Annotated in this window: 24 protein-coding genes; 3 read left to right on the top strand and 21 right to left on the bottom strand. The window is 30.6% G+C overall.

Going from position 1 to position 18,016, the window contains the following annotated elements:
• Nucleotides 1–72: 72 nt before the first annotated feature.
• From IGJ52_RS00655 to IGJ52_RS00580, 16 genes are all read right to left on the bottom strand, one after another.
• Complete coding sequence (locus IGJ52_RS00655) at nucleotides 73–1,086, bottom strand: hypothetical protein (protein WP_438791827.1); 1,014 nt, start codon at nucleotides 1,084–1,086, stop codon at nucleotides 73–75.
• Between the two features lie 169 nt (nucleotides 1,087–1,255).
• Nucleotides 1,256–1,822, bottom strand: a complete 567-nt coding sequence (locus IGJ52_RS00650; protein ID WP_438791826.1) for a hypothetical protein — start codon at nucleotides 1,820–1,822, stop codon at nucleotides 1,256–1,258.
• A complete protein-coding gene (locus IGJ52_RS00645; protein ID WP_126268930.1) occupies nucleotides 1,822–2,436 on the bottom strand; it encodes a Phi-29-like late activator in 615 nt (204 codons plus the stop codon). The genes IGJ52_RS00650 and IGJ52_RS00645 overlap by 1 nt, the downstream gene beginning before the upstream one ends.
• Nucleotides 2,437–2,513: 77 nt before the next feature.
• A complete protein-coding gene (locus tag IGJ52_RS00640; RefSeq protein WP_438791825.1) occupies nucleotides 2,514–3,797 on the bottom strand; it encodes a replication initiation factor domain-containing protein in 1,284 nt (427 codons plus the stop codon).
• 290 nt (nucleotides 3,798–4,087) lie between these two features.
• On the bottom strand, nucleotides 4,088–4,492 hold the full coding sequence (locus IGJ52_RS00635; RefSeq protein WP_002414864.1) for a hypothetical protein: 405 nt from the start codon (nucleotides 4,490–4,492) through the stop codon (nucleotides 4,088–4,090).
• 9 nt (nucleotides 4,493–4,501) lie between these two features.
• Nucleotides 4,502–4,789 carry a hypothetical protein gene (locus tag IGJ52_RS00630; RefSeq protein WP_002359297.1) on the bottom strand — a complete coding sequence of 96 codons (288 nt, stop codon included), beginning with the start codon at nucleotides 4,787–4,789 and terminating at the stop codon, nucleotides 4,502–4,504.
• A 20-nt stretch (nucleotides 4,790–4,809) separates the two neighbouring features.
• A complete protein-coding gene (locus tag IGJ52_RS00625; RefSeq protein WP_002359296.1) occupies nucleotides 4,810–5,343 on the bottom strand; it encodes a hypothetical protein in 534 nt (177 codons plus the stop codon).
• A 39-nt stretch (nucleotides 5,344–5,382) separates the two neighbouring features.
• A complete protein-coding gene (locus IGJ52_RS00620; RefSeq protein WP_438791824.1) occupies nucleotides 5,383–6,894 on the bottom strand; it encodes an FtsK/SpoIIIE domain-containing protein in 1,512 nt (503 codons plus the stop codon).
• A complete protein-coding gene (locus IGJ52_RS00615; protein ID WP_002359294.1) occupies nucleotides 6,895–7,278 on the bottom strand; it encodes a HepT-like ribonuclease domain-containing protein in 384 nt (127 codons plus the stop codon).
• A complete protein-coding gene (locus IGJ52_RS00610) occupies nucleotides 7,268–7,600 on the bottom strand; it encodes a nucleotidyltransferase family protein (protein WP_137274391.1) in 333 nt (110 codons plus the stop codon). The genes IGJ52_RS00615 and IGJ52_RS00610 overlap by 11 nt, the downstream gene beginning before the upstream one ends.
• 111 nt (nucleotides 7,601–7,711) lie before the next feature.
• On the bottom strand, nucleotides 7,712–8,116 hold the full coding sequence (locus tag IGJ52_RS00605; protein WP_137274390.1) for a hypothetical protein: 405 nt from the start codon (nucleotides 8,114–8,116) through the stop codon (nucleotides 7,712–7,714).
• Nucleotides 8,098–8,289 (bottom strand): DUF6906 family protein, encoded by a 192-nt coding sequence (locus tag IGJ52_RS00600; RefSeq protein ID WP_137274394.1) that lies wholly within the window; start codon nucleotides 8,287–8,289, stop codon nucleotides 8,098–8,100. The genes IGJ52_RS00605 and IGJ52_RS00600 overlap by 19 nt, the downstream gene beginning before the upstream one ends.
• Before the next feature lie 28 nt (nucleotides 8,290–8,317).
• On the bottom strand, nucleotides 8,318–8,542 hold the full coding sequence (locus IGJ52_RS00595; RefSeq protein ID WP_137274389.1) for a hypothetical protein: 225 nt from the start codon (nucleotides 8,540–8,542) through the stop codon (nucleotides 8,318–8,320).
• A 154-nt stretch (nucleotides 8,543–8,696) separates the two neighbouring features.
• Nucleotides 8,697–9,104 (bottom strand): DUF961 family protein, encoded by a 408-nt coding sequence (locus IGJ52_RS00590; RefSeq protein WP_002359289.1) that lies wholly within the window; start codon nucleotides 9,102–9,104, stop codon nucleotides 8,697–8,699.
• Nucleotides 9,104–9,430, bottom strand: a complete 327-nt coding sequence (locus tag IGJ52_RS00585) for a hypothetical protein (RefSeq protein ID WP_002359288.1) — start codon at nucleotides 9,428–9,430, stop codon at nucleotides 9,104–9,106. Before IGJ52_RS00585 ends, IGJ52_RS00590 begins: the two co-directional genes overlap by 1 nt.
• A gap of 86 nt (nucleotides 9,431–9,516) precedes the next feature.
• The gene (locus tag IGJ52_RS00580) at nucleotides 9,517–9,768 is read right to left on the bottom strand and encodes a hypothetical protein (RefSeq protein ID WP_002359287.1); all 252 of its coding nucleotides are present in this window, start codon (nucleotides 9,766–9,768) and stop codon (nucleotides 9,517–9,519) included.
• A 1,192-nt stretch (nucleotides 9,769–10,960) separates the two neighbouring features.
• Here IGJ52_RS00580 and IGJ52_RS00575 point away from each other — a divergent pair.
• Complete coding sequence (locus IGJ52_RS00575; RefSeq protein WP_142431100.1) at nucleotides 10,961–11,332, top strand: helix-turn-helix domain-containing protein; 372 nt, start codon at nucleotides 10,961–10,963, stop codon at nucleotides 11,330–11,332.
• Between the two features lie 10 nt (nucleotides 11,333–11,342).
• Nucleotides 11,343–11,981 (top strand): ImmA/IrrE family metallo-endopeptidase, encoded by a 639-nt coding sequence (locus tag IGJ52_RS00570; protein WP_137274387.1) that lies wholly within the window; start codon nucleotides 11,343–11,345, stop codon nucleotides 11,979–11,981.
• Between the two features lie 41 nt (nucleotides 11,982–12,022).
• On the opposite strand, the gene IGJ52_RS00565 is transcribed toward IGJ52_RS00570, so the two are convergent.
• Entirely contained in the window at nucleotides 12,023–12,598 is a 576-nt protein-coding gene (locus IGJ52_RS00565; RefSeq protein WP_002359282.1) for a restriction endonuclease, read from the bottom strand.
• A 619-nt stretch (nucleotides 12,599–13,217) separates the two neighbouring features.
• Between IGJ52_RS00565 and IGJ52_RS00560 the strand changes: the two genes are divergently transcribed.
• Nucleotides 13,218–15,053, top strand: coding sequence for a DUF262 domain-containing protein (locus IGJ52_RS00560; RefSeq protein WP_113793210.1), 1,836 nt, complete (start codon nucleotides 13,218–13,220; stop codon nucleotides 15,051–15,053).
• A gap of 101 nt (nucleotides 15,054–15,154) precedes the next feature.
• Here the strand turns inward: IGJ52_RS00560 and IGJ52_RS00555 are convergent, their stop codons facing one another.
• From IGJ52_RS00555 to IGJ52_RS00540, 4 genes are all read right to left on the bottom strand, one after another.
• Nucleotides 15,155–16,354 carry a tyrosine-type recombinase/integrase gene (locus IGJ52_RS00555; RefSeq protein ID WP_208772198.1) on the bottom strand — a complete coding sequence of 400 codons (1,200 nt, stop codon included), beginning with the start codon at nucleotides 16,352–16,354 and terminating at the stop codon, nucleotides 15,155–15,157.
• Nucleotides 16,347–16,544, bottom strand: coding sequence for a DUF3173 family protein (locus IGJ52_RS00550; protein ID WP_113793206.1), 198 nt, complete (start codon nucleotides 16,542–16,544; stop codon nucleotides 16,347–16,349). The genes IGJ52_RS00555 and IGJ52_RS00550 overlap by 8 nt, the downstream gene beginning before the upstream one ends.
• Nucleotides 16,537–17,349 (bottom strand): rolling circle replication-associated protein, encoded by an 813-nt coding sequence (locus IGJ52_RS00545; protein WP_113793222.1) that lies wholly within the window; start codon nucleotides 17,347–17,349, stop codon nucleotides 16,537–16,539. Before IGJ52_RS00545 ends, IGJ52_RS00550 begins: the two co-directional genes overlap by 8 nt.
• A gap of 182 nt (nucleotides 17,350–17,531) precedes the next feature.
• Nucleotides 17,532–17,879: a hypothetical protein gene (locus IGJ52_RS00540; RefSeq protein ID WP_438791823.1), complete on the bottom strand. Its 348-nt coding sequence runs from the start codon at nucleotides 17,877–17,879 to the stop codon at nucleotides 17,532–17,534.
• Between the last annotated feature and the right edge of the window lie 137 nt (nucleotides 17,880–18,016).

The following is an 18,016-nucleotide window of genomic DNA, read 5'->3' as shown; positions in this document are numbered from 1 at the left end:
TTCTTTATATATCTGTAATAAAAAAGACAACTCAGATTAATACATGAGTTGTCAGCTAACAAAAGTATTCATTTATAATTGTGAAGCTCCGTAAGTTCCTACCATTCCATTTGCATCATATAAAGCTTCAGCTGCAGCTAATGCTTCAGCCTGTGTATTATAAGTACCTCCAGTTTGGTGTAACTGTGTACCATCATTCCACCATCCTATCCATTTTTGACTCGGTGTTGGATCAGGGGTAGGTTCTGGTGCAGGTGTTGGTTCTGGAGTTGGACTCGGAGCTGGTGTCGGATTAGGCGTTGGTTCTGGGGTAGGTGTTGGTTGAATAGTATTTCCCCCAGTTGATCCACCACCTGTATTTGGATTATAATCAGGTGTTATTGAACCAGCGGCTTCGTTATTAGGACTAGGTTGGCTATTTGGTTCTTGTGCTGATTCCACACCTACTTCTTGATTTTCCGATGTAGCAGTTGGTGTGGCGTTCGGTTTTTCTTCATTTGTTTTTTCAGGAGTTACCTTCGCTACATTGCTTTCAATAGTTGAAGGTTCTTCCTCCTGTTTTGCCTTATCTTCTTCTGATTTTTTCTTCTTTTCAGTTTCTTTTCTCTTTTTTTCCTCAATTGATTTTTTTAATTTATCAAGACGAATTTGGTGTGATTTTTTATCTTTTACTAAATAAACATCTTTTTCAGAATCAATACTTTCCTGTGCTACTTTTACATCACTGTCCTTCTTAGACTTTTCAGAAATTGAAATCAATTGATCCGTCTTTTTAATTAATGCTAAAAACGATTCTAGCTTTAAAATCTTATTCATCGGCTTTTTTTTATCTTCATTTTTTAATCGATCAATTACTTCTTTTGCTAATTTAATCTCTTTAGCGCTACGTGTATCATAAGCTTTTTTAATAGCATTATCTGCTTGATACTGTAACTTTTTGTAGGATTCTTTTTCCTGTAATTCAATTTTTTCCGCTTGAACTTTCTGATTATGAACAACTAATCCAGCGCCACCACCAACAACTACAAGCGTAGCTATAACAACCAACATTTTCTTTTTCCCTGTCATCTTAGTTTTTTTCTCCATTTTCGTTCCTCCATTTTTTCACAATATTAGCTTACTTAATTATACTTGTTTTCGAAAAAAAATTGTGTGCTTTATCATTATTTTTTGTATTTCTATTTCATTTCTCCTAGATTTTGCATAAAAAAATAGGAGAGCCACGAGTCTTCTTTATTGGTTCACCTTTCCGCAGTTATTCACTTAAAAAGTTATTTGTATAAACTATATAGCGTAATACAGGAGCTTCTTGATTCTTTTTATTCTGGAATTCTTCTTCAAAATTTACATTTTCATATACATACTCCTCAACAACTATACAACTTTTCTTTGCTATACTAGCATTAAAAATCAACTCATTTTCTAAAGAGATTTCTGAAAAAACAAAACCTTCTTTCATTGAATCTGCATGCTTCAAACTATCTCCCTTTAAATAGAGTTTCTTTTCATAAAAAAGTAATCTATCCTTTACTCTATCAACAACTACAGGATACAATTCTTCTAACTCTCGAACATCTCTTATTTTCCATACTTTCGGTGCAAATTCTCTATAATTATCACGAGATAAAAAGCCAATATATGGTAAAAGTATCAAACCTACAAAACAAAAACCACTTACCCAACCTATGTTAAAATACAAACCTAAAAAGAATAAAAGTAGTGCTAACAGTGTATAGGAAAAATATCTTACCATATCCCGAAAATAAGAGCTGTGTGAATCATAATTATTTTCTAAACATGCCAATTGCCAAATCTTTTTCACTACAAAATGTCCTCCTTTAATTTCCCTTCCACAACTTCAAACTCAAACCATTCCGCAAAGTCTTGCTTAAATCCATCTACACTGTACAATTCTTGTAATCCAGCTTCTTCTCCATCAGTTGGATCTAAATAAGTTGGTTTATCTTTAGGTCTAGCATAAACGCCAATCCATCTTTCAAAATCTCCTTCAAATGGACTATCAACAATATACCCTTTCTTTTTCAACAACAAACGAGCTTGTTTTTTTAATTCTTCACTATTTTTAGGTTCAAAATATTTATACTTCTCTTTAAAACTGGCAAATTCTGAAAAATCTTTATCATACAATTTTTTTATACTGAAAAATTCTTCCCAAATTGCTTTCTCTTTAACCGTCATTTCTGCTTCATAAACCACATAAGTATTATCATATCTTGAAATTTCTTTTAAAAGCTCTTCATTTGATTCTGAAAGCTTTTCAAAAGTAGTCTTTAAAAAAGGAATAGTCAACTCTCGTCGCTCATCTAATTGAATAATTTTTTCTATGGCTTTTTTTAAATCATTTCTACCTTTTTTCATTTTTTCAGTAATAACAATTGCTACTTTCGTGTTTCGTTCAATAAATTCTCTACTCATAATTCATACATTCCTTTCAACTAAACTCATATCTATTTAAAATAACGAATCAAGTGTATCCACATCCCCCTTAATCTTTAAAATGGATATGCTTCCTCTAAATCAAATTCTTGTTCCATATAAGACCGAACACTACTATTTTGATTAGTAGTAAACAATAAATCTTTCGCATCCACGCATACCATTTCAATAATTTCCTCGTGTTTCTCTTTTAGTTCTGCTAAATCAATTCGTTCCATCAACTCATTTGTTCCTAACAAATTATCAATCTCTTTAATCATCTTTAGTGAAGGGGCTAAATAATTTGATAACCACCGAAGTGTTTTTTCAATAGAAGGCTTTTCACCTTGAATAGATAATTTTAAACCTTCCAATTTGTCAACGACATCATACCAAGATTTGCAATAGACTTTCATATCATCTTCAATGTCATAGACAGTCAAAGATTGATTAATAATTTCCTTGACTAGCCAATCCAACGTTTCACCACTAGAAAGAAAATATTCTACAAACAAAAACGCCTTTTCATCAGAAAGACGGATTTCATATCTATTTTTGATTTCATACTTTTCTCTTGCTTCTTCAACACTTGTACTTTCTTTCCGTGCTAACTCATAATCTTTTTGGTAAAAGTTAAAATACAATGGCGATTGACGACTACCAAAATAAAGAGATAAACCTTTATTTACCATTTTTTTATTTTCATAAGCAAAGCCCCCGCTAAAATCAAAATTCTTAAAAGTGGTATCCACAAGCCCTTGTTCCATTTTTTCTTTCAAAATATACAAATCAAAATTTTCTTGACCTTTCACAATCAATTCATCAAGAGCAATATCAATTCGTGTAATTTTTGTATCTACCAAAATACCTTGACCGAAAATATCATCATCATAAAGAGAACGAAAAAATTCTGTCCACGATCTGTTGTTATCTTCCTCAAAAATTTCTTCTAATAGGCGACAACCTTCACCTGATAAGTCTAACATGATACCCATATTCACGTTTTCTGGATTCCGAAAAATCCGAATAGAGCTATACGAAAATGTTTCAGTATAATGATAAAACCCTCTAGGTTCATGAGTAAACCAGTTCATATCCATATGCAACAACTTTTCAACAACTGTCCGAACATCTAATGTCTTAAATCGTATTCTCAAAAAGTCAATTTTTGCTTCTACCGAAGCATACCCACCATCTAAATTCAACACATCAATAATCTTTTGTTCTAACTCTTTAGAAATAACACGTTTTCCAGATTCTATTTTTGAAATTAACGAACGCTCAATTCCTAATTTACTTGCCAATTCTTGCTGTTTTAATTTTAGCTCTTTTCTATACCGCTTTAAATCAACACCTCTCACTGCTTTAAACCTACTTCCAAAAAATGTGACAACTTTAGTCGAAAAATGTGACAAAATTATAATCGCTCAATCCCTTGTGGGACATAGCGTTTAAGTAACTTTTTTATATGGTATATTAAATTCTACCCCCATGTTATAAATAGGGGGTTTTTGACGTAAGGTGGGCATTCGCCCACCTTACGTCTGTTCATTTTAAAAGGATTTTCCGTTGCTAAAAGTATACGTGGGCTTTCGCTCCGCTTCGCCCACGTATACTTATTACTAGCAACAATCCTTCAAATAAACAGCCGTTATTCAGCTGTTCCTCGTTCTAATGCACCAATTCTCTCTTTTAAGCTTGCATTCTCCGCAAGAATAGATTGAGACACCTTTAAAAGTTGCCTCATGTCTCTTTTCAAATCCTCAATTTCTTGTTTATTAATATGTGTAGCTTTATTCTCATCAGACATAAATACTTCATTTATTGCCTCATTAAGCGGAACATTATTTTCACGCAAACGTAGCAACTCTTGAAAATTTTCTATATCTTTAATAGAAAAAACCTTATAGCTATAACTATGACCTGCACTATTCTTTGCATATCGGCGTTCAAAACGTGTATCAGTCATTTTTTCAATCCTATTTGCCCAATTTTTCAGTGTTTTCAAAGCAATAGCATTGTCTAGCTCTAAAATTACTTGATCAAATGAATACATTTTCCACACCTACTTATTAAACATTTCTTTCCAAGCAGAATCCATATGCTCCTTAAATCTTGTTTCTAAATACTTATCAACTTCTTGTGATGTTGAAAATTTCTTTTCCTCAATTGGTCTATCTTCATCGTAAACAGCTTCTGCATCTAAAACAGAAATTACTAATAATTTATAATCAAGTAATCTATTATCATCTGTAACCCCCTCTTTTTCTGCTCTCCGATCAACTGTTTTCATGATGTCTGGTTTCTTCCCAATCACATAGTTTAACATTTGTACTCGAGATTTAAATTTCACTTTCTTTTTACTCCTTTCACTTAGTAATCCCCCAACGTGATATCTAAGTATAGAGCCTCTTCAATATCACATGAATCACGAATCAATTGCATATCAAAATTATCCGAATAAACAAAACCTTGATTATCCTGTTCTTCATACAACCTTTTCTTCATTTTTTTATAGATGATATTTTTTTCTACAAGTTGTTCAAATGCTTCTTCTTCCAAATCTACAAGCTCAGGGTGATTCTTTTTCTGATACCATTGACGTACTTTAGTAAGTACCTTTTGTTCGTATTCCATAGCTTGCATTTTTGGTTGATTATTCAATCCATCAAGTACTTCTGCAACAATCTTTACTCCTTTTGTATCCATAAACTTTTCAAATTTTCTAGGATCGGCTAACTTCTTAATCCTTTTACCATTTGCAAAGCTAACTAATTTCATATATGTTTCTGAACGATAATATAATACATCTTGAATACGAGTATCCAAATCGTCTCTAGTATATTTTTTCTTTACTTCTCTATATACTCGTTCTCTAACACGTTTAATTATTTCATTAGAATCCATAAAAACCTTCCTTTTCCAACTAATTTATGTGACTTCTTTTTAAGCAGAATATTTCTCACTTAATTCTGACAACTGATCTTTTTCTGCTTTAAATTCTTCATTAATTTCTGCCAGTGCTTCTTTATCAATATGTTTAGATATTTTTTGAGATACTTCTTCTTGTACTTCTTTTGGAACATCTTCATAACCTAACTCTTTAGAAATTTTGATAAATTCTTCAATGAAGTCAAAGTCTTGTGGTACTTGAGGACTATAAAATTCACGTGCAGTTCCTCCTCCTTGAGCCACATATCCACGACCATAGACTTTCTGACCGTCAATTTTTTCAACATATTTAAACTTTTTACTTTTATTTTCATCACCGAAAATCATCAAAATACCTGTTTCAGATAGACGTCCAACAGACATGCGAAACATAAATTGGTCACGTAATGCTGTTTTTAAAAATTCTCCATCTGGACGTTGCATTGCAACAATAAAGAAAATACCTGCTTGACGAGCTTTCAAAATAAGTTGCGTAAGATACTCATCTACTTCTCCGTCTGTTGAATAATCATTTGCCAATTCAGCTTTAAAGGCCGCAAATTCATCTATAAAAACAAATTTTGGTTTTAATCCATAATACGCATAGTTTTTCCCCATCTTGTAACGTGAACTATTATTCATCGTTTTAAAACGTGTTTCCATTAACTCCACTGTATTTTCCAAGCATTGAGTAATATCTTTTTTTCCAGTATGAACTTTTCCTGCAAATAGCGGTAACTTGCCTAAAGCCATCAAGTCAGAATTTTTCGGGTCACAGATTTCCACCTCACCCACTCGACAAAGCGCATAGATCAGAGACAAAATTGTAAAAGTTTTACCTCCACCAGTGCCTCCACCTAATAACAAATGTGGATCTTTATCAAAGTGCCAATACAACCCTTTCATCAACTGAACTTTGCCTTCGTCTGCTTGCATATCCTTAATCCAAATACGCTTATTGTACACATCTGTTGCTAATTCATAGGTAACAAAACCTTTTTCATCAATCTTATTTAAATTATCTGCATGAAACGTTGTTTCCAAAAAACCACCAATGGTTTCAAATTTTTCCTGAAATTTATTACCCGCTGTTTCAAATGAAACAAAAATACTATTTTTTGCAGACTTATAATAAATTTTTGGAAACTTGATTTTTTCTTTTGTTTTGCCGTCACTACTTTTCACTTGTTTTTTTGTGTAATACCCGTTGTCAATAATCATATGTGCTAATACTTGACGTTGTTCCACTTTAGAAAAATACCCCGAATTAATAATTGAAGCTTTAATAAGCAATGTAATTAGCACAATTGCACCTATAGAAATACCTACAATTATCAACGCTGGCACAATGTATATTTTCCAATCAGGCGGATTTGAAAGATATAAAGGATAAATCCATTTATAGCCAACAAAATACCCTAAACAAGCTAAAATTGGCATAAAAAATAACACTCGATAAAGTGCCAACAGGTTTCTTGAAGAATAACGAATACGCCTTCCTCTATATCTAAATAATTTTTTTAACATTTATTTACCTCGTCTCTTTTGCAATTCTGCTATTGCTTGTATACAAAATTCTTTGTACACCGGAATAAACATTGTTGCCATGCGGAAAATAAATCGCTCATTCATTGAATCATACGAATGTGCAAACATATTTCTTAATTTCTTTAATTTATTCCAGTCTACTTTATCTGAATTTTTCTCTTTAAATTCTACCGATAATCCATTGCTTCCTGTTCCTAGTTCTCCCACTTGCATTAAAGCCATTCCTATGGCATTAAAAAACACCCTATCGTGATAAAAGACCTCATACTGTCTTCCACAACGATTGAGTGTTTCCTCAATATCTTCTATATAGATTAACGTCCCTTTTAGAACACGCAAATCTTTTTCTGTACTATCTTTCAAATACTTTTACACGCTCCTTCAAAATATTTTCAAGCAAAGCTTTTCTTTCTGGTTTATCTTGTGAATCAAATAATGTCTCTAATTCGACTAAATCAATATCATGTCCTACCGCTTCTTTCAACTCTTCAAAAAAATCTCCATATAAATTCCAGTAAGCTTCTTCTTCATCAGCTTCTCCAGTTATGTCTACAGCAAAATCAATATCACTTGTTTCTCTTGCTTCATTTCTAGCATAGGAACCAAAAATGTAGATTACTGGAACATTATGTTTTTCAGCTACAGGTTTCACACGTTCTTTGATCTCATCAAGTGTCATTATCATTCGTATTCACTCCTTAAATGCCTATTCTAATCTTATTATAGAACAGCAAATCAAGCTAAACAACATATAAACACTAGCCCATTGCTCAGCTTTATTTCCTAAAACAGCCTATTAAATTGTTCCTACCATTTCCAATAATAGCTTTACTTGTTGTATATCTTCACTATTTCTTTCACTAGGTATAGCCATCATAATATCTAGACGGCCAATCGCTTCTTCAATATTATCCGAACCAATATAAACTTTTCGTTCAAAATCTTCATGTATTCTACAGGCATAAGACCTTACAAGTTGTTCTAAAAATCCTTCAAATAACTTTACTACTGCTTCTTCATTTTCAAAAAATATATTATCCAATAATAAAAATTGAACTAAATATTCACTCGTTTCTTCATATAAATTCAAATACAATTGATGATAATATGGAAAACTGCACCAACAACGATAGGCACTAAATTTACCATTTAAAAAACGTCTATACTTTTGTCGTTTTAATTCTAATTCTTCTGATAACATTCTTCTTTTAATGCACCCCCTTCTTTTGAAATTTCCTTCAAATTACCACTTCCTTTATGAAGAAAAACAATACTGCTCTTCAATCTTCTCTCAACTAGCCAATTTAATGGATTCAATCTACGACTTTTCAACAACTCTTTTTCTTTTCTAACTGGACGTTTCCCTTGTTTCATTCCAATCACTCCTATTTTTTTATTAACTTTACCCACTCTTTTTGAACTCACTCAAAATATTTTGAACTAAATCACTACTAATAAAACCTGCAAAATATAGTTGCATTAAGTATCTCCGAGCATAATCATACCTGCTCATTGGGAAAAATGGGTTCGTTTCAAAAGTAACAAATAATTCCCTTAATGAATCAATCGCTTCATTTGATAAGTTGAATTTTTTTGGATTCTTAATTAATTCCTCTAATCGATTCATCTTTTAACTAACCACCTCATTTTTTATTATTAATGTCTATTAACAAACCTTGTTGACACAAATTAATAATAAAAAGGGCACTCGTTAGAATGCCCTTTACAGCTGTTAAACGGCGCTACCATTCGTCCGAATACAATATTTATTTACTTTACTTCTATTGTTTATTTTCTTGTTTTTCCTTTGGTTGAGGTGCCTGTGTTTGTTTAACAGCCCCTACTTTTTTAATACCAGCTGCACGTACTTTAAAGGCTTGTTCTGTCTGCACATTGTCATTGTACCCTTTAAAAGTATAAAGCCAACCACGAGCAGTTACATTTCCAGTCAATTCAATTTCATCATCATAATTAATACCACTAACATCATAATCTGGATCAATCACAATTTCTACTTGGTCATTTAATTTGCTAGAATAAACAGTCACACGCTGTTCACGAACTTCTTCAGTGACATTGTTTTCTCCATCACGTTCATTAATTGCAACTACTTCTAAAAAATTCATCATACCAAATGTAGCTTGTACGTCAAAATTTTCAATCGTATTATTTTCAAATGTTAATCCCATTATTTATTACCTCCAACTACTTCCAAACGTTTTGCATAAACTACCATATCAATTGAGCGACTATTACCAATGTTATTTCGTTTCACATTGATTCGTGCTACTGGATCAATTAATTTAACTTCTTCACGACCATTCAACATTTGTGAATTTCGTAAATGAGGGACAAAAATTTCAAAATCACGTTGTTTTTCGCTTGAAGCAGTGAATACACGACCACGTACTGGCGCACCATTCACATAAATATCACGTTCTGTTTTATAAATAGCTTTAATTTTACTTCCTAGATTTTTTTCTGTTAATGCAATTTCCTGAATTCTATTTGCCAAAATAATTTCCTTCTTTCACTTAATTTTTATACAAAAATAAACAGTCAACAACTAACTGCCTTTCTCTCTTTATGCAATTCTTATTACTAACTAAAAAACACAACTTGACAAGGTTTATGATAACCTGTCATTTTATATGTCCGCTGTAAAATCTGATATTTTAACAATTGACTTTCAATTGTTAGACGGTCCATATTTGTTAACTTAACTGCACTCTTACCTAACTTCTTACGTTCTAAGTTATAGCTCTTTTCTATATCTGAAATAGAGAATGCTTTTTTCTGACGTTTCATACGTTCAACAAACTTCTCAACGAAAAGTAATAATTCTTCTATCACAACTTCCCTCCTCTGGGTAATTTATTTATCGATTTTTTCTTTTTTAAACACAAAAAAACACAACCAGAGAATTCTAGTTATGCTTCACTTACAACCGCTACATCATAAGTACCAACCTCCCTTATTATGTTAAAATAAAATAACTAAATAAAAGGAGGTGGTATCTATACGTAACTTCAAATATCTTTTTGAAGTAATCTTTGTTATCGCTGCTGTTTTAGCGACAACTCTTATTTACGGACCAATCGTAAATAGATTGCTTTTCTTAGGACTTTGTGCAATTGCATTTCTATATGCAACCACTAAAGTTCTAGAAAAAGTCTTTAAAGTGAAAATAGTCCATCTTTAAAGATTATATAAAATGGGAGTTAAGTAATTAGCTCCTATTTTTAACGTTTCCAGTTAAGGTTGGTTATTCTTTTAAAAAAATTCTTTTCCACTCGTGTAAATAACAACCTTAATTGCATTACAAATAAGCATTCTTACCTTCAAAGTAAATCATAGAATCATCGTTCAACGGCTAGTAATTAAAATTACATCACGGCACATTATTAGATTTACTTCATACAGTGTACAGCTCTCTCCTCCTTTTATTGAGCTTGCATAGATTGTTTTATTCAATCTAATTCGGCAATTATTTCTAACGTGTCATCACGACATGGTTATCGAAAATAATCTGATTCTTTTAAATGAACACCCTTCAATCACCAAGCGGAAATTACTCCATTGTTCTAACTGTTAATATTTTACAATTACACAGCATGCGAACCTAGTCCTCGTATGAAAGCTAGAAACCTTCCACCTAAAATCTTCATCAATATGGCTCTAATTAAAGATACTGCTGCCACCTTGCAAGTCATTCATTGGCTGACTATACCACACCACAAAAAGACTGATAACCTTGAATGAAAACTTCACTCTTGTATTATCTCGTCAAATGCCGTACAATAAAAGTGTCTAAGTTTTATTATGCGGCGTTTACGAAATGGAGATTCATTTTCTTCTCGTGAACGCTTTTTCGTTTATTTAATTTCATTTATCCAAAACAGAATGTCTATTATCTGTTTCAGACTTTATACACAGAGTGTATCATTCCAAAACAAACATGTCAACATCTGAAATAAACTTTTTTAAAAATCTATTTTAAATATATGTTAAACTAAAATAAACATTAGATAAGGACAGATATAGTATGAAAACTTACGAAAAGATAAAACAATTAAGAGAAAATAGGGAAATCACTCAAAAAGAAATTTCAAACGCACTAGACATTAATGTTAGTGTATATAATAAAATAGAACTTGGAATACGTCCATTAAGAGAAGAAGAACTTACTGCTATTGCTGATTTTTTTAATGTTTCAATTGATTATTTAACAGGACGCACTGATAACCCTACAACACCTTCAAATAATCAAAAAGAAGCTGGACAAAATATTATTTCACATTTCAGATTAAACACTAATGATTTAAGTTCTGATGACATAGAAGAATTAGAAAAAGAATTGATTGATTTTCAAGAATTTCTTATAAAACGAGCAAAAGAAAGAAAAAAAAAAGAGTGAGTAATTTTTTATGATACTTAATAAGAAAAAATTATATTTCGAAACACAGGCATTTACTGACAAACTTATAAATGAAATTTCAATCAATATGTCTAAAAGAAAAGAACTCATCAATTGTTATGATATTGAAGCCTACGTAAAAGAAACCGAAAACATTGATTTTTTTGATTATCCATTCAAAAAACAATCTAAAAAATTAATCTGGGGATCAGTAACAAAAATTGGTGATGTAACTATGGTAGCGACTGCCCAACACTTGAAAATAGAAATTAAAAATTTTACGAAAATGCACGAAATAATTCATCATTATTTTGACTATACGACAGATATACCTAACAATGAAAAATCATTTGATACACTACTTATAAAAAAGGGCTATCTTCCTGAAGATTATCCTAAAGAATTCAGAGCAAATAAGGGTGCCGGAATGTTACTTATTAATAAAAAAGCCTTAAAGTATGCATTTAGTACTTATGATGATCTTGAAAAAATGGCTAGTTTTTTCAACGTAAACGATATAGTTCTCAAGATAAGAATTCTTGACGAATTAATCTATTCCCACAACTTATCTTATAAACAAGCCAATCTTATTTATAATAGTTACTATTTTCAACAACAAACACAACTTAAAGAGATTTTATTCAAATAAAAAAGTCTAGAAACTAAACGTTACTAGACTTTTACTTCTCCCTATGTATGTTTCTTACAATCCATACAAATAAAATAAAACTTACTCGTATCTTCTGAGTAAACTTTCGTAGCATGCCCAATTTTACAATGCTTACATTTTTTTAAATCGTGTTTTTCAACTGATTCCAAATAACTAACCTCGACCAGTAAGCTAGGATCAGCCTTTGAAATTAAATCAAAAATATTTTTTCTGTCAAATAAAGTAACACCAATTTTTTTAGCTTCTATATATGCTGGATTTGTATAAACTCCTGTAGTTATATATATAGGTTTTTTTCTTTTTTCTCTTGCTTGCAAAGCAAATGACTCTACTCTTCTTTTGTTAATTGCTTTCGACTTATTATAGTTTAAGCTGTAAGCTTTTGCCTGTATTGCTAACTTTTCTGAAAACTTACTTGCGTATAAATCAATATTATTCATTCTCTCATTAAGTTCTACCTTATACCCCATAAGATTGTACAGCTCCCCAATAAACTTAGGAAACTCTTTGTAACTAATATTGTCCAAATTTCTTATCATATCAATCATTTGCATTCTTTCAAAATATAAGCTTTTATTTTTATTGTTAGTAAACATAAAATACCCCTTCTTTTTATTTTCAAAATACCTATATTAATTATACCACGTCGATAAGTTTAAACAACATAGTTTTTTTATACATAACAATATCATTCCAGATTAATTTAAAATAATAAATTCAAAAAGCAATAAGTGTTAACACAAAAGTTATTTTTTAACTTATTTACTATGCAAACAAAGACACTAAAAACCTGTATTTTCTATACTTTTATAATAAAAACTACTATACAAAACCATAATTTCTGTATATTTAAATTATTACTACAAATAAAACACATAGTAAATTTTAAATTATCAATAAAACTAAAAAAGAACATTATTCAAATTAAGCATATAAATAAATTCAGACAAATTTTTAATTACTAAAATCTATTTTTTCATCAAAAAAGTTTATCACAGTTTTATCACAGTATATATCATTTTAAGCCATATTTTAGCAATTCAACCAAACTTAAACCTTGATATACAAACAAAAGTAAGTCAAACTATTCTTTCTACTACAGAGTGGGAATAGTATAAAAGTTAAGCCTAGAAGTTGGTAATACACTAATCTAGGCTTTTTATATACATTACGGTACCCCTTTCGGTACCCAAAAAAATTAAGGAGATTACTTTCATGAAATTTGACCCTTTTTCAAAAAAAATAGAAGCCGTTCTAGGTGGTAACAATTCATACATTATTCCTAACTTTCAACGAGACTATTCTTGGGATAAAAAAAATTATGAAGATTTTATCAATGACATCCTTTCAGTAAATAAAGCTGAATATGATATAGAAACTAAAAAGCTTTCAAATGCCTCTGGAAAGGATAACGATTATTTCTTTGGTACTATACTAATAGTAGGTGAAGAAAACAAATCTAGTGTAACGAAACCTTATATTGTAATTGACGGCCAGCAAAGATTAACAACTATGACTTTATTTTTTGTTGCTATAAAAAATATTATAGAAAATTTTGATCCATCTTATGAACATGATTTTAACGATGCTTTAGTTAAAAAAGTTAAAATTAAGGGAAGGAGTCAAGAATATGCTCGTTTACAAAATAAAGCACTCAATCCTGTTCTTCCCGTTAATATATTAAACGTTAATGACCATAAGGAAAACGGCATTGAACATAATGCTTTAAACAGATCACAAAATTGGTTATTGGAAGCCTATGAAATTATAAGAAAAATGCTTGGTAAAAAAGAACTGGCAAAAAGGCTGTCTCAATCTAGAAAAAAAAATGACTTCGAAAATATTTGTGAAGAAAATTACATTGAATTCTTAGGTAATTTAGGTGATCAAATTCTTAATTCTACAGTAATATCTATATATTCTGCTTCTGAAAGTCAAGCAAATATTCTTTATCGTAATTTTAACTACAGAGGTATCCCTCTTAGTCAATCAGATTTAATAAAAAATGAACTTCTTTCAGCTTTAGATGACGATACAGATTCTGCAGTGACATTATGGAAAGAGATTGAGAACAATATTTTTTCTGTAGATGAATCCATAAATACCTTTCTATTTCATTATATGGTATCAAAATATCCTACAGGAACAAAAAATTCATTATTTAAAGCTTTTAAAAAACATATTAAAGACTCTCCTGATGCATATTCTAAGTTCTTGCAAGATATTGTAAAAAGTTCTAGATATTATAAATCTATTATTACACCTAGTGAAGATGAAAAATTATTTGGTACAAGTAATTTTTTCAAAAGAGATAGCAATCCTAATTTAAAAAGACAATTAATTTTCTTAAATATTATGGATACAACTCAAGTTAGAATTATTTTTTTAGGTCTTTTTTCTGCTATGGACAACGGAGTAATTACTTCCACTCAATTAAAAAAAATTGCTAATATTATTACTGCTCACCAGGCACTCCATGTATTAGCTAGTACATCAGCGAATAGTTTAACACCTATTTACAAAAAATATTCAAAAATTTTTAGATCCGTTGAAAAAAACAAAATTAATTCAGAAGTGAATAATCTGATTACAGACCTGAACAAAATATTACCTTCTCGAGAAACTATAATAAATAAAGCCAACCTGACCTATGATCATAAAATAAAAATAGATGATATGACCTCTAATCAGAAAAAAAATATGTTTATGATTAAGCATATTCTTTCAACTATAGCTTGTGACACACAATCATCGGAAACTGTTTCTGGAAATAATGGCTTTAACTTTATTTATGAGTCTACTCTAGAACATATTATTGATCAAAAAGAAGACTCTATAAACAACGTTATGAGTTTGGGAAACATATTATTATTAGAACGAAGTAAACATTCAAAAAGTCAAGATAAGAAAAAGATGTATTCTTTATCTGAAATAACTTCTACAAAAAATTTTTTCACGGTGTATAATACTTTTGATAACGCTAAAGATATAGAAAAAAGAAACGCAGATATACTAACAAAATATATAGATATAGTGAAAAACTTAAAATAGAAGATGATCTCTTTGTAATATTTTCTACAAAATTTATGTTTTATAAAAATAAAAATCCTATGTAATCAAGAATAATAATCTAGATTCATAGGATTTTTCTCTTATCTTTTTGTATATTGATTACCATTCCAATTTATCAATGATTTAGTAGATGTTTTAATCTTAATAATATTTTTCAAATTGTCTGCAACTTCTCTATCAATAGTTGGATATAGATGTGAATACGTTCCTAGTGTTATTTGTATATCAGAGTGTCCCAGTCTTTTTTGAACTGCTAAAGGATTAGCATTCAATTCATTAATCAACAAACTCGCATGACTATGTCTTAATCCCTTTGGCTGTATTTCCTTTACATGCCCCAATCTAGCATGTCTTCTTACAATCCTATTTATTGTTGATTTTCCCAACGGTGCACCCGTATAAGAAATAACAAATTCATATTTCCCCATAAATTCTTGATGTTTTTTCCATGCTTTTAAAACAGATATAGTATCATCATCTAATGAAATTATTCTACGACCTGCTTCTGTTTTCATTTTTGTTTTTCTTGTCCAAATATTACTATTGATAAAATCTAGATTATGATAAACTCTAATTTGAGCATTTTCTAAATCAATATCACTCCAATATAGTGCTGTTAATTCATTTACACGCAATCCTGTCATGTAATACATAAAAATCATTGTAAATGACATATGCTCATAAAAATCTTTTATATTGAATGTTTCAATAACTTTTTCAAATTCTTGTTTTGTCCAAAAGTCTACTTCGGGTTTCTTTTTTGGTATACCTTCCACAATTTCAACTAAATTTTCTTTTATCAATCCGTGTTTTTTAGCATGCTTCAAAGAACGTGAAAACATTCCAAATTTTAAACGAGCATAATTCTGTGAGTGCTTTTCCAATAGTTTATTTTTATAATCTAAAATATCTAAAGTTGTGATGTCTCTAGGTTTCTTTTTCCCAAACACCTCTTTTAATTCAAGTAAAACACCTTCCCTAGATTTCCACGTAGAAGTCTCTACACCGTTTCTATACTCTGGTATATAGTATTTATCCATGAACTGTTCATAAAGCATATGAGCATTCGTTAATGCTCCTAGATCATACTTTTTCTTCAATGCTGATGTTCTTGCTTCATGAGCTTCGCTTGCTGTTCTAAACCCTCTGCGATGTTCAGTTATCGCTTTTCCCGTCGCTCTGTCGGTTCCTAACTTTACCCTATAACCAAAAGTTTTATTACTTAAATCCTGATAGACACCTGTATATTTAGTTTTCCTAGTTTGTTCTTTTTTACTCATTTGAATTTCCAATTTTCACGCCAATAATTTCTTCAACTTGTTGTCTAGGTACTACACCTAACCTTTTATTTAAATAAAGCGTTTTCCCTTCTGCTACAAGCATTACTTTTGCTTGTCTTATAATTGATTGTGCTGTAGACTTCGGATAGCCTAAAGCTACCAAATCATCTTTTGTTACTGTACTACTCATTTCCTTCAACTCCCTCACTCAATTTTATTTTTCGGTATTTCACAGGGTTATCAATCATTTGATTTTTATTCTTATCGTAAATCTTAGAGACGTAGTTTGTTTCATAAAGAACTGTTGAATCATCAAAATCAAGTTTTTCCTCTGAATAAAATTTTGTTTCATCAATTTTCTTTAAGTTCCTTGAAAAGAAAAATGATTTCTTTCCAAAGCTATTTATCAGTTCTTCGCCTAAGCTTTTCTCCATGTACTTCGCTACATACCTAGACGTGTTCGAAATATCGTCTAACGTGTCTAAACGGTTGATGAACACAAAGCCGTTCCCCCACAGAGTTGTTAATGTATCGTGTGGAATGTACGGAACATTAAACATTAAGAAATGAGCATGATAAGCACCTCTACGTTGCGTTTCAATAACGTATATCCATTTAAGTTCTGCTTTTTTTGTTTTATAAATTTGATAGTTGAATCGCTTTATAAAATCTTTCACCATAGACATGAATTCTTCTCTATCTTGAATATTTTCAGTTACGGTCAAAGTCACGAAAGACGTTCTTTTGTCAACATTTGTATCAATTAAACGCATTAATCGCCACTTAGATTTAATCCTAACCTTGCTCATTTGTGTTAGTCGTTCAGTTTGCTCCTCGTCTGATAACTCTTCAAATGTTCGACGTTTAAAAGATTCGCTACTTGCTTCTTTGTCTTTTAACTTTTCACCTCTATTAAAAATTGGCTTGTCATATTCCCATATTTCCATGAAGCCAGAATTTAGTGAAGTAATTATTTTTTTATTATAGCTACCCATTTTCCAACCATTTACTTTCAGCACGTTTATTTCTTTTTGGTGGCTTTTTTCGCCAAACTATGTTTTATATATTAAATAAACTAGGAACCAATAAATTGCTTCCGTAATTCTAAATCAACTTGAGGACTATTTGCCTTCGTTGGAACTTCGGCATGCCCTCAAATTGATTAAGAATTACAAAACTATTTTCCTAGCGTTATTTTGTTATCCAAACTGGGTAAGACATCATCACAACTAAAGTATAACTTTCCTTTGTACTCCGAAATCGTAAATCCTGTTAAACGCACAGGTATAGTCTTATTATTTTCTAATTGTTTAACTGAAATTGTCGGTGATAAATTCTTCACCTTGATTTCTAAATTCTCATAAAAGAACGGGCTATTATCCGAAGCAATAAGTACACGTAATTTATACGCACTTAACATCTTTGTTTCAAAATCTAATACATCACAGTACCCCTTGATTGCCATGAATTCCGTACCAAATAAATTACTGCTTTGTTCGATTAGATCTCTAATTTCTACTGCCATGATTAATTCCTCTTTTCATTTTTTTATTGTAAATTAGATTTTAGACTCAGTCTGTTACTTCTATTATTAATAACTTTTTATCACAAAACCTTATCCCTATATATTGATTGCATTTTAAATGCCTTACAGGCATTTAA

Origin of the sequence: Enterococcus sp. DIV1758 (assembly GCF_051711985.1) — a bacterium.
In the GTDB taxonomy this organism is placed as follows: Bacteria; Bacillota; Bacilli; order Lactobacillales; family Enterococcaceae; genus Enterococcus; species Enterococcus faecalis.
Note: the sequence above shows the minus strand (reverse complement) of the source record. Positions and strands in the feature narration are given on the sequence as shown.

Bases quoted from the DNA above. Each gene is read 5' to 3' on its own strand.
- IGJ52_RS00570 (WP_137274387.1), top strand. From the start codon at position 11,343: ATGATACTTAATAAGAAAAAATTATATTTCGAAACACAGGCATTTACT.
- IGJ52_RS00545 (WP_113793222.1), bottom strand. From the start codon at position 17,349: ATGGGTAGCTATAATAAAAAAATAATTACTTCACTAAATTCTGGCTTC.
- IGJ52_RS00655 (WP_438791827.1), bottom strand. From the start codon at position 1,086: ATGGAGAAAAAAACTAAGATGACAGGGAAAAAGAAAATGTTGGTTGTT.
- IGJ52_RS00595 (WP_137274389.1), bottom strand. From the start codon at position 8,542: ATGAATCGATTAGAGGAATTAATTAAGAATCCAAAAAAATTCAACTTA.
- IGJ52_RS00625 (WP_002359296.1), bottom strand. From the start codon at position 5,343: ATGGATTCTAATGAAATAATTAAACGTGTTAGAGAACGAGTATATAGA.
- IGJ52_RS00635 (WP_002414864.1), bottom strand. From the start codon at position 4,492: ATGTATTCATTTGATCAAGTAATTTTAGAGCTAGACAATGCTATTGCT.
- IGJ52_RS00575 (WP_142431100.1), top strand. From the start codon at position 10,961: ATGAAAACTTACGAAAAGATAAAACAATTAAGAGAAAATAGGGAAATC.
- IGJ52_RS00610 (WP_137274391.1), bottom strand. From the start codon at position 7,600: ATGATAATGACACTTGATGAGATCAAAGAACGTGTGAAACCTGTAGCT.
- IGJ52_RS00550 (WP_113793206.1), bottom strand. From the start codon at position 16,544: ATGAGTAGTACAGTAACAAAAGATGATTTGGTAGCTTTAGGCTATCCG.
- IGJ52_RS00600 (WP_137274394.1), bottom strand. From the start codon at position 8,289: ATGAAACAAGGGAAACGTCCAGTTAGAAAAGAAAAAGAGTTGTTGAAA.
- IGJ52_RS00560 (WP_113793210.1), top strand. From the start codon at position 13,218: ATGAAATTTGACCCTTTTTCAAAAAAAATAGAAGCCGTTCTAGGTGGT.
- IGJ52_RS00540 (WP_438791823.1), bottom strand. From the start codon at position 17,879: ATGGCAGTAGAAATTAGAGATCTAATCGAACAAAGCAGTAATTTATTT.
- IGJ52_RS00565 (WP_002359282.1), bottom strand. From the start codon at position 12,598: ATGTTTACTAACAATAAAAATAAAAGCTTATATTTTGAAAGAATGCAA.
- IGJ52_RS00645 (WP_126268930.1), bottom strand. From the start codon at position 2,436: ATGAGTAGAGAATTTATTGAACGAAACACGAAAGTAGCAATTGTTATT.
- IGJ52_RS00590 (WP_002359289.1), bottom strand. From the start codon at position 9,104: ATGGGATTAACATTTGAAAATAATACGATTGAAAATTTTGACGTACAA.
- IGJ52_RS00605 (WP_137274390.1), bottom strand. From the start codon at position 8,116: ATGTTATCAGAAGAATTAGAATTAAAACGACAAAAGTATAGACGTTTT.
- IGJ52_RS00555 (WP_208772198.1), bottom strand. From the start codon at position 16,354: ATGAGTAAAAAAGAACAAACTAGGAAAACTAAATATACAGGTGTCTAT.
- IGJ52_RS00620 (WP_438791824.1), bottom strand. From the start codon at position 6,894: ATGTTAAAAAAATTATTTAGATATAGAGGAAGGCGTATTCGTTATTCT.